The sequence below is a fragment of the Saccharothrix sabaoui genome (assembly GCF_051756985.1).
Taxonomy (GTDB): domain Bacteria; phylum Actinomycetota; class Actinomycetes; order Mycobacteriales; family Pseudonocardiaceae; genus Actinosynnema.
This window is the reverse complement of the sequence record NZ_JBPKJK010000008.1, coordinates 60,107-73,091: the sequence shown is the minus strand read 5'-3', so window position 1 is coordinate 73,091 and position 12,985 is coordinate 60,107. Positions and strand designations below refer to the sequence as shown.

5 protein-coding genes are annotated in these 12,985 nt (G+C 75.4%); all 5 read right to left on the bottom strand.

Going from position 1 to position 12,985, the window contains the following annotated elements:
• Positions 1-11: 11 nt before the first annotated feature.
• A complete protein-coding gene (locus ACR807_RS04355; protein WP_438919880.1) occupies positions 12-947 on the bottom strand; it encodes a threonine ammonia-lyase in 936 nt (311 codons plus the stop codon).
• Positions 944-3,283 carry a lantibiotic dehydratase gene (locus tag ACR807_RS04350; RefSeq protein ID WP_438919879.1) on the bottom strand — a complete coding sequence of 780 codons (2,340 nt, stop codon included), beginning with the start codon at positions 3,281-3,283 and terminating at the stop codon, positions 944-946. The genes ACR807_RS04355 and ACR807_RS04350 overlap by 4 nt, the downstream gene beginning before the upstream one ends.
• The gene (locus tag ACR807_RS04345) at positions 3,276-3,848 is read right to left on the bottom strand and encodes a hypothetical protein (RefSeq protein WP_438919878.1); all 573 of its coding nucleotides are present in this window, start codon (positions 3,846-3,848) and stop codon (positions 3,276-3,278) included. Before ACR807_RS04345 ends, ACR807_RS04350 begins: the two co-directional genes overlap by 8 nt.
• Positions 3,849-4,061: 213 nt before the next feature.
• On the bottom strand, positions 4,062-5,579 hold the full coding sequence (locus tag ACR807_RS04340; RefSeq protein WP_438919877.1) for an amidase: 1,518 nt from the start codon (positions 5,577-5,579) through the stop codon (positions 4,062-4,064).
• A complete protein-coding gene (locus ACR807_RS04335; protein WP_438919876.1) occupies positions 5,576-12,853 on the bottom strand; it encodes a non-ribosomal peptide synthetase in 7,278 nt (2,425 codons plus the stop codon). Before ACR807_RS04335 ends, ACR807_RS04340 begins: the two co-directional genes overlap by 4 nt.
• Positions 12,854-12,985: the final 132 nt, after the last annotated feature.

Below are 12,985 nucleotides of genomic sequence, written 5' to 3'. Positions count from 1 at the left end.
GGTAGCACTCCTCACGTCGTCGGGGTCGGGCGGCGCGCGGGCTGCCGGGGCGTGTTCCCGCCGGAGACGATGACGGCGACCCGCCCGCGCGGCCGGGCGAGCAGCGCACCCGCGAGGGCGGCGCTGCCGCTGGGCTCCGCCGCCACGCCGTTGCGGTGCAGCAGGTCCATCGCGTCGAGGATGGCCTCGTCGGTGACCGAGAGCATCGCGTCGACCCGGTGCTGGACGATCGGGAACGGGATCTCGCCGGGGCGCTGGCCGCGCAGCCCGTCGGCGACGGTGTCCGAGGGCGGGACCTCGACCGGGCGGCCCGCGGCGATCGACCGGGCGTAGCGCGGCGCACCGGCGGGCTCCACACCGGTGATGCGCGTCCGCGCGCGCAGCCCGTCGGCAGCCAGGCACACCCCGGCCAGCAGGCCGCCACCCCCGGTCGGCACGAAGATCTCGTCCAGGTCCGGGACGTCCTCGAACACCTCGAGCCCCACGGTCCCCGCGCCCGCGACCACCAAGCGGTGGTCGGAGGACGGCACGAACACGGCCCCGGAGTCGAGCGCGAGCTCGCGCGCGCACCGGTCCCGCTCGGCCACGCCGCCGGGCACCTCGACGACCGCGGCGCCGAGCCCGCGGACGACGTCCAGCTTGTCCGCGCGGGCGCCCGCCGCGACGACCACCGTCACCTCGACGCCCAGCGCGGCGCCCAGCCGGGCGACCGCGATGCCGTGGTTGCCCGACGAGCCGGTCACGACCCGGGTGGCGGCCACGTCGAGCATCGCGTTGGCCGCGCCGCGCGTCTTGAACGAACCGCCGAACTGCAGGTGCTCGGCTTTGAGCAGGAACCCCGGCACGCCGTCCGGCGACAGCAGGGGCGTGCGGCGGACCCGGCCCGCGATCCGCCGCGCCGCGGCGAGCACGCCCGCGGCGCCGGAGCGGTGCACGTCGACGGTCATCGGCCGGACTGGTCGACCGCGACGAACCGCAGCTCCGAGGTGTAGCGCTCCCCCGCGTCGTCGACCAGCCACGCCTGCTCGGGGGACGGCAGCATCTCGGTCACCACCACCCGGCCGTCGGCGTCGCGGCGGGCCAGGCGGCGCACCGCCTTGGCGAAGACGTTCACGTACACCGGGGCGTCGAAGTCCACGTAGAACGGTCGCGGTTCCCCGGCCAGCACCACGAACGCGTACCGCGGCAGACCCAGCGACCTCGCCCACCGCCGCGCCGCGACGAACCGGCGCGCCTCGGTCTTCTCCTCGGCGAAGACCGCGTCGGCCACGGGCACCGACCACGACTCCCGCGCCACCACCAGCCGGTCCACCGACACCCGCGGCGAGTGGTCGGCGTCGGCACGCAGGGAGAACCGGTCCATGACCCGGTTGGTCATCGCGTTGCTGAAGACGTCGAGCAGGTCGAACTCCGCGCCGTCGGGCAGCACGGCCACCAGGTCGTCGCCGCGCTCGAGGACCTGGACGTCGGCGCTGAGCACCGTGCGCTCCCGCCGCGGGTCCACGGTGTGGTCGACCAGTGCCACGTAGTAGTCCTCCGGCCGGTCCAGGGCGATGCGGCTGCGTGCCGACCACCGCGGCGGCTGCTCCTTGGGCAGCATCGGCAGCAACCGCGGGCCGGGGAAGTCGGTCGCGGTCTCGGCGAGCAGCCGGTCGGCGTCCGGGTGCTGCATCACCCACAGCGACGTGCTGGTGGTGTTCATCGCGATGTGCAGCTCGCCCAGCACCAGCTCGAAGTTCCCGCGCGCCACCTCGGCGGCGTCCTCGGCGACGACGAACACGTCCGGGCTGACGTAGCGGGCCTGCGGCCAGGTCGGTCCCGGCTCCCCGAACTCCTCGCGCACCCGGTCGGCGATGTCCTCGGTGGACCGCTGGACCCTGCGGGCTCCGTCGGGGACGGCCAGAACCCGCGCCCAGCGCGCGCGCAGCTCGGCCTGGATCAGGTCGAGGTCGGCGATCGACTCCCCGTGCGGTGCGGGCAGGCACTCCATCCACAGCGAGGCGAGGTCCACGGTGCCGCCCCGGCCGCGCAGGCGCTCGTAGACCTGCCGGACGCGGGCGCCGACGGCCTCGGCGAACCGGGCCGTCATCCAGCGGGCGGCGGTCAGGCACAGGGTGAGCGGCGTCAGCGCATCGCGGACGTCGGTGCCGAGGCGAACGGTGGCCGATCTGCGGCAGTCGGAGTAGATCAGCGCGCGGCACGGCGCGGTGCGGGTGCCCTTGGTGCGCTGCGCGGCGACCTGGGTCAGCTCCTCGAACTCGGTCTCCAGCGCGGTGAACGCCGCCGACAGGGCGTCGGCGTCGGTGCCGGCCGCCCGGATGCGCTCCGCGCCGCGTTCGAGCACGGCCACCTTGGTCAGCGCGTCCCGCCGCGCGGCGGGGTCGGCCACCCGGTCCAGCAGGTCCCGCAGGTGCCGCTCGGGGTGCGCGCACGTCGGCACTTCCAGCCGCCACACGAGCAGGCGCCGGCGCACCAGCCCGTCGAGCACGCCCACGACGGCGTCCTCGGTCACCTCCTCGCCGAGGTTGTCGGACACGTCCGCCGCGAGCTGCCCGGGCAGCCGGGTGCCGTCGCAGCGGACGAGCAGTTCCCGTTCCAGCGGCTCCAGCCACCGCGGCGGCACGCCGGGCATGCGCGCCTCGCCCCCGCCGACGTGCCCGCCGACGTGCCCGTCAACGCGGACGAACGGCACGCGGCGCGGCGCGATCCACGCGCGCATCCGCGGGTCTGCGCCGATCACGCGTGCCACCGCGTCGACGGCCCAGCTGGAGAAGTAGACGGTCGATCCGGCGACCAGGCCCGTTCCCGGGTCGACGTGCACGCCGCTGACCGACTCGTCCCACCGGCCCCAGCCCACCGGGCCGAAGAAGCCGATCGTGTCGTTCTTCACGCAGAACCGCTGCCAGTAGTGCGCCACCAGCTCCTCGCGCTCGCGCCGCTTGCTGGTCCGGCCGTCGACCGACGGGTCCCACGCCAGGAACAGCCCGATCGCCCTGTCGAGCACCGCCGGGTTCTGCCAGGCCACCGCAGCCCGGAACGCCGGTGTCGCGGCGATCCGCTGCAGTTCACGCACGTTGTTCACCATCGCCTCGGAGAGCAGGTCCTCGAAGGCCGTCCACTCCGGGCCGGTGAGCGGGGAGTCGTCGTCGAACTTGTCCGCGGCCTCGGCGAGACCGGAGGGCGCCAGTCGCAGCACGCCCGAGGCGGGGAACCCGGGGCCGCGCAGGGCGAACTCCGTCCAGAGTCGCCACTGCCCGCCCGGCAGGAACACGTCGTCAGTCATGGCTCGGCCGCTCCCCCTGGATGTCGGCGCCCGCGCACCACTCCGGTACGGCGCGGGCGCTGTGGTACTTGTTCTGGGCCTGCGCGAAGGCGCGGCCGGCCGGTCCGTCGAGCACGTCGGCGGCGACCTCCTCGCCGCGGTGGGCGGGCAGGTCGTGCCGCTGCGCCACCACGGCGCCGCTGTGCTGGGCGTTGACCTCCGCCCGGTCGGGGAACCGCTGGTCCGGTCCGTGGCCCAGGGGCGTGCGCAGGCGCAGTTCCGCGCCCGGGAACCGGGAGGGCGCCGGCGCCGACGCGGTGTTGTCGCCCTCGCCGACGTGGAGGACGCGCACCCCTTTCACCCGGCCGAACAGCTGCGCGCCCAGCCGCAGCGCCCCGGCCGAGAAGGCGGTCCGCGTCCTGGTCGAGGTCTTGCGGAACAGCACACCGACGACCGGGTCGCGCAGCGTGCGCCCGCCCGCCCGCTCGCCGAGGGCGTGCTCGACCCCGCGGTGCGCGATCCAGCGCAGGTCGGCGTCGTCGAGGTCGTCGGTGGAGATCAGGTGACGACGTGCGGGGTCGGGCATGGCAACCTCCGTGGTGTGCTCGCCCCAGCGTGCTGCCCGCGGCGGTCGGGCCGGCAGGGAAGGAACGGCAGCATCGGGTGCGTCTGTGTGGCCGGGAACGGGGTGGCCGGGAACGGGGTTGGCCGGGAACGGCATGGGCAAGCCCGCGGGGGTGGACGTGGACGCCGCCGTCGCGCACGCGGTCCGCGCCGGGTCGCTCCGACGGCCCGGCGCTCAGCAGGTCGGCAGGAACCCCGGTGGCCTGCGAGCACGCGCGACCTGCTCGAACGCGTAGGCCAGCGCCAGCACCGCGGGCTCGCCGTAGCGGCCCGCCATGATCGACAAGCCGACCGGCAGCGCGCCGACGAACCCCATCGGGACGGTGGCGTTGGCGTAACCGGACACCGCGGCGGGCGTGGACGAGCCGAACAGGTACCGGTCGCCCTGGCCCAGGGTGGTCCGCCACGCCGGGGCGTTCGTCGGCGCCGCGACCGCGTCCAGCCCGTGCGCGCGGAGGGTGTCGTCCAGCCCCCGGCGGGCGGCGCCGCTCGCCGCCGCGCGCAGGCGCAGGTACTCCGGGTCGCCCGGGTTACCCGAGGTGGCCTGCGCCTCCTCGAACAGCTCCTGCCCGAAGTGGCCCATCTCGGCCTCCGCGTTGGCCTCGTTGAAGGCGATCAGCCCGGCCAGGTCCGGCGGGTGGTCGCCGGGAGTCGCCGCCAGGTACCGGTTGATGCCGTGCTTGAACTCGTGCGTCATCGCGGGCAGCTCGGCGCGGCCCACCGCGTCCAGCTCCGGGATCGCCACCTCGACCGCGGTCGCACCCGCCGACTCCAGCAGCGCCACGGCGCGGGCGAAGGCCACCATGGTCTCCGGGCTGGTGCCGCGGGTCGGGTCCCACACACCGATCCTCTTGTCGCGCAACGCGTTCGGGTCCAGGAACCCCGTGTAATCCGGGCGCTCGGGGGCGTGCGCGGTGGCCGGGTCCGCGCCGTCGCGGCCGCTGAGCACGCCCAGCAGGATCGCCGCGTCGGTGACGGTGCGGGCCATGGGCCCGGCGGTGTCCTGCACCCCCGAGATCGGCACCAGGCCGTGGCGGCTGACCAGCCCGGTGCTCGGCTTGACGCCGACGACGCCGGTGGCGCCCGCCGCGGTGACGATCGACCCGTTGGTCTCCGTGCCGACCGCGACCGGGGCCAGGTGCGCCGCGACCGCCGCCGCCGAACCGCTCGACGAGCCGCAGGTGTTGCGGTCGAGCGCGTACGGGTTGGCGGTCTGCCCGCCGACCGCGCTCCACCCGCTGGAGGAGCGCCGGTCGCGGAAGTTCGCCCACTCCGACAGGTTGGCCTTCCCGAGGACCACCGCCCCGGCGGCGCGCAGCCGCCGCACCAGGTGGGCGTCCGCGGCCGGCCGCGCCCCGAGCAGGGCGAGGGAGCCCGCGGTGGTCGGCTGCCGGTCCGCGGTGTCGATGTTGTCCTTGAGCAGCACCGGGATGCCGTCCAGCGGCCCGAGCCGCCCGCCCGCGCGCCTGCGGCGGTCGCTCTCCTCCGCCAGGCGCCGGGCGTCCGGGTTGGTCGCGACCACCGCGTGCAGGCGGGGGTTGAGCGCGCGGATGCGGTCCAGGTAGAACGCGGTCAGCTCGGCCGAGGTCAGCCGACCCGCGTCCATCGCGCGGTGCAGGTCCGGGATGGTGGCCTGCTCCAGGTCCACCCCGGCCACCTCGGGGCCGTGGACGGCGGCGGTACCGGAGGTCACGGGCCGACCTCCTCGGTCGCCTCCATGAGCGTCGTCAGCAGCCCGGCGAGGTTCGCCACGTGCGGCGGGCGCAGCACGCCCATGTGGTCGCCGCCGACCCGGTGGATCTTGAGACCGCCCGGGGCCAGCTTGACCCAGCGGTCCTGGTACTGCGCGTAGGTCTGCCCCTGGTTGGTGCTGTGCAGGCCGTCGGCCAGCTCGTCGCCCACGAGCAGGTGGGTGCGCCCGGGGTAGGGGCGCTGGCGGTAGCCGAGCATCGCCTGGGTCAGCTCGCGCCACACCCGGATGCGGCGCGGCCAGAACGTGTCCCCGGGGTTGGGCGGCTCCTTGGTGCCCTCGTCGATGATGTAGTCGAGCACCTCGGCGAACTGGCGCCGCACCTCGGCGACCTCCTCGGCGCTGGTCGCGACGTCGAGCTGTTGGAGCAGGTTCTCGCCGCGCAGGAAGACGGCGGTCTCCTCCCACATGCTCTCCCGCTTGTAGAAGTCCTGGGCGGGGTCGAGCAGCATCAGCGTGACCTGGTCGCCGTCGCGCTGCATCACGCGGGCCATCTCGCCGGTGACCAGGCCACCGGCGCACCAACCGAGCAGGTGGTACGGGCCGTGCGGGCGCAGCGCGCGGACCTGCTCGACGAACAGCGCGGCCACGCTCGCGATGCCCTGCGGCGGCGGGGTGTCGCGGTGCAGGCCGGGCCACTCCAGCGCGGCCACCGGCCGGTCGACGCCGATCCGGTCGGCCAGCCCCCTGTACCACAGGCCGCCACCGGGGTACATGCAGAACAGAGGGGGCTTGTCCCCGGTGCGGCGCAGCCACACCACGGCCTCGCCCGCCCACGACGCCGCCGACTCCACCGACGCGGCCAAGGTGGGCGGGAAGCCGCCCTGGATGGCCGGGTCCACCGCCGTGGCCAGGTCCATCACCGTGCGGTTGGCGTAGAAGTCGCGCAGCTCCACCGGGAGGCCGTGCTCTTCGCGCAGCTCCACCAGCACTCGGATCACCAGCAGCGAGTGCACACCGAGGTCGCTGAAGGGCACGTCGACGCCCACCTGGTCGACGCCGAGCGCCTTGGCGAGCACGGTGGCGAGGATGTTCTCCACCGCCGTGCGGGGGGCGAGCGCGGCGCGGGCCGTCGCCGCCGGCTCCGGCAGCGCCTTGGTGTCGAGCTTGCCGCTGGGGGTGGTGGGGAGCTCGTCGAGCACGACCCACGCCGACGGGACCAGGTATTCGGGCACGACGCCCGCGAGCAGGTCGGGCAACCCGGCGGGGTCCGGTCCGCCCTCGTCCGCGGGCACCAGGTAGGCCACCAGCTCCTGGTCGCCGTGGGCGGTGCGGCGGGCGCGGACGGCGACCTCGCGCAGCGCGGCGCAGGCGCGCAGCACCGACTCCACCTCGCCGAGCTCGACCCGGTAACCGCGGATCTTGACCTGGTCGTCGGCGCGGCCCGCGAACTCCAGCACGCCGTCGGGCCGGTACCGGACCAGGTCGCCGGTGCGGTAGAGCCGCTCGCCGACCGCGTACGGGTCCGGCACGAACCGGTCCGCCGTGAGGTCGGGGCGGCCGCGGTAGCCGCGGGCCAGCTGGGCCCCGCCGATGTGCAGCTCACCGAGCACGCCGATCGGCACCGGCCGCAGGTCGGCGTCCAGCACGCGCAACACGGTGTTCGCGGCCGGGCGGCCGATCGGCACCGGCCCGGCGTCGAGGTCACCGGCCGGGCGCACGTGCGCGGCGCAGCCCACGGTCGCCTCGGTCGGACCGTACTCGTTCTCCACCAGCGTGTCCGGGGCGTGCCGGGTCCAGGCGGCCAGCACGTCCCTGGTCAGTTCCTCGCCGCCGACGACGAGCCGGTCGGTGGCCGCGGCCAGGGCCTCGGCGGGCAGCAGCCGGGCGAGTGCCGCCAGGTGCGACGGGGTGACCTTGACCAGCCCGAACCCGCCGCCGCGCAGGGCGTCGACGAGCCCTTCGATCGCGGGGGCGCCGTCGTCGGGGGTCAGGGTCACCGGCCTGCCCGCCAGCAGCGCCGGGAACAGCGAGGTGACCGGCAGGTCGAAGGCCATCGACGAGTACAGCGGTGAGCTCCCGGCGGAGTCCGCGCGCCAGCACAGGTAGTTGACCAGGTTGCGGTGCTCGACCTGGACGCCCTTGGGGGTGCCGGTCGAGCCGGAGGTGTAGATGACGTAGGCCAGCGAGCGCGGCGCGGCGGTCCGGCCGAGGTCGTCGGCGGGCTCCGCGGCGATGGCCGGGTCGGCGACCAGGACCGCCGCGCGGTCGGGCACCCGGTCGGCGAGGGCGTCCTCGGTGACCACGGTGGTCGCGCCGGCCTCGGTGAGCACGGCGGCCAGCCGCTTCGCCGGGTGGCCGGGGTCGAGCGGCAGGTAGGCCGCGCCCGCCTTGAGGACGGCCAGCAGCGCGGTCACCAGGTCCGGGCCGCGCCGCAGCAGCACGCCGACGAGGTCCTCCGGTCCGGCTCCCCGGCGGCGCAGGTGGCGGGCCAGGCGGTTGGCGCGGGCGTTGAGGTCGGCGAAGGTGACCTCGGTCCCGTCCGCGCACCGCAGCGCGGTCGCCCTCGGGGTCGCGGCGACCCGGCGCTCGAACAGCTCGTGCACGCAGGCGTCCGGGTACTCGGCGACCGGGCCCGCCGCGAACGACAGCAGCCGCTCGACCTCGGCGTGCGCGAGTGCGGCGCCGCGGACGTCGCCGTCGGGATCGGCGGCCATGGCTTCGAGGACCCGCCGGTACATCGCGGCGAGCGCGGGCGCGTGCGCCGGGGCGATCCGGTCGGCCTGGGCCCGGAAGTGCAGGACGCCGGGGAAGCTCCACACGTCGACGCCGAACCCGTTGTAGCTCTCGTCGACGATCTTGGCCGTCTCCACCCGGCGGGTGTCGAACACGTGGAAGTCGAGGTAGGCGAAGGAGATGTCGACCAGGGGCCGCTCACCGCCCCAGCGGCGCTGGAGCTCGCCGAGCGGGAACCTGCGGTGCGGCCAGACCGCCACCTCCTCGGCGAAGACCTGCCGGACGAGCCCGGACCAGGTCGTGGCGGTCAGGTCGACGCACACCGGCAGCGGGTTGAGGTGCATGCCCCTGGCCAGCTCGCCACCGGGTTCCTCCAGCCTGCCGTTGTGCACCAGCCCGGTGTGGAACCGGCGCGTGCCGCCGATCGTGCTCAGCACCGTCAGGTGCGCGGCGAACAGCACCGACTTCAGGGAGGAGCCCGCCGCGGCGGCCAGCGCGCGCAACCCGGGCTCCAGGTCGGAGTACCGCACGCTGACCTGGTGCGGCAGGCCGTCGCGGCTCGCCGGCGCCGCCCAGCCGGGCGGCAGCTCGACGCGGCCGAAGCGGTCCAGCCGGTCGCGCCAGAACTCCTGGTCGGCTTCGTCGGCGATGGCGCGCTTCTCCAGCGCGATGAAGTCGGCGAAGCGCACCGGCACCCGGGACGGGACGCGGGGCGCCACGCCGTCCCGGCAGGCGCGGTAGGTGTCCAGCAGCTCTTCGAGCAGCGAGTGGTGGCTCCAGCCGTCCAGGACGGCGTGGCACTCGACGAACGCCAGCGTCCAGCGGCGCTCGGCGGTCTGGTGGGCGTGGAAGCGCACCATGGGCGCCTCGGTCACGTCCAGCGGGTGGCGGCGGGCCTCGGCGACGAACTCGGCCAGGGCGGCGTCGGCCCGGTCCTCGGCGAGGCCGCGCAGGTCGTCGTACCCGACGTGCATGGGGGCGTCGCGGTGCACGAGCTGCATGGGCTCGCGGAAGGTGGTCAGGTCGAAGCTGGTGCGCAGGATCTCGTGCCGCCGCACCAGCAGCGCCGCCGCCTCGCGCAGCGCGGGCAGCGCGAACGGGGCGTCGTCGACGACCGGGAACAGCGTGACGTTGTGGTAGAGCCCGACGTCCTTGTCCGCGACCATCTCGTAGACCATCGCGGTCTGGCCCATGGACATCGGGTAGGCGTCGGCCAGGCCCTCCGGCAGCGCAGCCCGGTCGGCCTCGCCGACCAGTTCGAAGGGGGCGACCCGGTGGTCGTCGACCGGGCCGACTGCCGCTCCGGCGACCCGGGTGAGACCTTCGACGGTCTGGTGCAGCATCAGGTCCTGCACCGTGACCGGCAGGCCGCGTTCGCGCAGCGCGCCCACCACCTGGATGGCCCGGATGGAGTCGCCGCCGAGGGCGAAGAAGTTGTCGTCCACGCCGACCGGCCCGACGCCGAGCGCGGTGCCCCACAGTTCGGCCATGGCCTGCTCGGCCGGGTCGCGGGGGGCGACCCGCTCCGCGCGCGGGGCCCGGCCCGTCGCGGGGTCGGGCAGCGCCGCCCGGTCGACCTTCCCGTTGGCGGTCACGGGGAACCGTTCCAGCAGCACGAAGGCCGCCGGGACCATGTAGGCGGGCAGGACCGCGCCGAGGTGGTCGCGCAGGTCCGCGGCGTCGACCCGCCGATCGGCGACCGGCACGGCGTAGGCGACGAGCTGCTGCTCCCCCGAGCCGGGCGCGCGGCGTGCGAGCACCACGGCGCGGGCGACCGCGGGGTGGCCGGTGAGCGCGGCCTCGACCTCGCCGGGCTCGATGCGGTGGCCCCGGATCTTGACCTGCTCGTCGGCGCGGCCGACGAACTCCAGGTCGCCGTCGGGGGTGCGGCGGGCCAGGTCGCCGGTGCGGTACATCCGGGCACCGGGGCGCGGGGCGTACGGGTCGGGCCCGAACCGGTCGGCGGTGAACACGGTGCGGCCGAGGTAGCCGAGGGCCAGGCCCGGCCCGGACACGTACAGCTGGCCGACCACGCCGACCGGCACCGGGTCGAGGTCGCGGTCGAGCAGGTAGAGGCGCAGGTCGGGCAGAGGCACGCCGATGGGGCTGCGCGCCCCGGCGGCGACGTCGGCCGCCCGCAGCCTGCGGCGGGTCACGTGCACGGTCGTCTCGGTGATCCCGTACATGTTGACCACGGCGGGTCGTTCGTCGCCGAAGTGGTCGAACCACGGCGCCACCTCGGTGGTGTCGACGGCCTCGGCGCCGAGCACGACGGTCCGCAGCGCCAGCGAACTCGGCGGTGTGCGCGCCTCGACGACCGCGTCGACCAGCCCGCGGAACGCCGACGGGGTCTGGTTGAGCACGGTGACGCCCTCGGTGACGAGCAGGTTGAGGAAGTCCCACGGCGAACGGGACACCGCGAACGGCACGACGACGACGCGCCCGCCGTGCAGCAGCGCGCCCCACAGCTCCCAGACGGAGAAGTCGAAGGCGTAGGAGTGGAACAGGGTCCACACGTCGTCCGGGCCGAAGCCGAAGTCGGCGGCGCTGGACCGCAGCAGCCGCAGCACGTTCGCGTGCGTGACCGGGACGCCCTTCGGCCTGCCGGTCGACCCGGAGGTGTAGATCACGTACGCGACGTCGCCCGGCCCGGCCAGGGGCTCGGGGGCGGTGTCGGGCCAGTCGGTGTCCACCTGGTCGAGCAGCACGGCGGTGACCCGCTCGCCCGCCGGCCACTCGACGAGCCCGCCGCGGCTGATCACCACGTCCACCCGGGCGTCGGCGCGCATCACGGCCAGTCGGTCGACGGGCTGCTCGGGGTCCAGCGGCACGTAGCCCGCCCCGGACTTGAGCACCCCGAGCAGCGCCACGACGAGGTCCGCGCCCCGGTCGAGGCTGACGCCGACCAGCCGCCCGGGGCGGGCGCCGAGGGAGCGCAGCCGGTGGGCCAGCCGGTTGGCGCGGGCGTCGAGCTGGGCGTAGGTGAGGTGCTCGCCCGCGGCGGTCACCGCGACGGCGTGCGGGGCGCGGGCGACCTGCGCGGCGAACACCTCGCCCAAGCCCTCCTCGACGGGGAGGACCAGCTCGGGACCGTTGCCCGCGGCCAGCAGCCGGGCGCGCTCGGCGTCGGGGAGCATGGTCAGCCCGGTGGCGCGGCCGTGCGGGTCGGCGACGATGCTCTCCAGCAGCCGGACGAAGTGGTCGGCCACCCGGCGGGCGGTCGCGGCGTCGAAGAGGGCCGTCGCGTACCCGAGCAGGCCGGTGATCGAGCCGTCCGCGCGGGTGGCCAGGGTGAGGTCGAGGTCGAACTTGGCCACCTCCCACCCCACGGGCTCGGGCTCGGCGCCGAGGCCGGGGAGCGACCGCGGCCCGCTGTCGTCGACGAGCTGGAACACCACCTGGAACAGCGGCGTGCTGGACGGGTCGCGTACCCCGGCCAGCTCGTCGACCACCAGGTCGAAGGGCACGTCCTGGTGGGTGTAGGCATCCAGGGCGGTGTCGCGCACCCGGGCGAGGAAGTCGGTGAAGGACAGGCGGTCCGACAACCGGGCGCGCTGCGCGATCATGTTGACGAACATGCCGACCAGGCCCTCGGTGGCGGCCTCGCCACGCCCGGCGACCGGGCTGCCCACGACCACGTCGTCCTGCCCGCAGTAGCGGGCGAGCAGGAGCTGGAACGCGGCGAGCAGAACCATGTGGGGCGTGGCGCCCTGCGCCCGGCCCAGCCGGGTGAGCGCGTCGGCCAGCGGGGCGGGCACGGTGACCGGCTCGGCGGCACCCGCGCTGTCCCGGACGGGCCCGCGGGGCCGGTCGGTCGGCAGTTCCAGCGGGGTGGTCGAGGCGAGCTGCTCGCGCCAGTGGTCGAGCTTCCCGGCGAGTTGCCCGGCCGCCAGGAGGTCGCGTTGCCAGGCGGCGAAGTCCGCGTACTGGACCGGCATCGGTGGCAGCGTGGACGGTGAACCCGTGACGAGCGCCGAGTACAGGCTGTCCAGTTCGGACAGGAGGATGGTCTCGGAGGCTCCGTCGGAGGCGATGTGGTGCACGGACAGGAGGAGCACGTGGTCGTCGTCGGAGAGCCGGACCAGCAGCGCCCGCAGCGGCCAGTCGGCGGCCAGGTCGAGCGGCCGGGTGCCCGCCTCGACGAGGACGCCGGTGAGCGAGTCCGGCTGGGCGGCGATGTCGACCAGCTCGAAGGGCACCGGTCCGGGCGGGTCGATCACCTGTGCCGGCTCGCCACCGGTATCGCCGACGGTGTAGCGGGTGCGCAGCACCTCGTGCCGGGCGACCAGCGCGTCCAGGGCACCGCGCAGCGCGGGCACGTCCACCGCGCCGAGGCGCAGCCGCACCGGGATCAGGTAGTCGGCGCCGCCCGGCCGCATCTGCTCCAGCAGCCACAGCCCGCGCTGCGCGCACGACAGCGGCAGCGGCCGGTCGCGGGGTGCGGGGGTGATCCCGCTCGCCGCCGCGGACCCGAGACCTCGCAGCCGTCGCCGCAGCAGCTCGTCACGGGGATCGCGCCGGGTGTCCGATCGGGTGTCCATTGGTCCGCCCTTTCCTGTCCGGCCACCGAAGACCCGGAGCCAGGGGTGATCAGGGCGAGGATGTCGCGCCGCCGCGGTCGCGCGGCAGGGTGAGGGCGGTGCGCGTACGCGCACCCGGCGCGACGCAGGTGT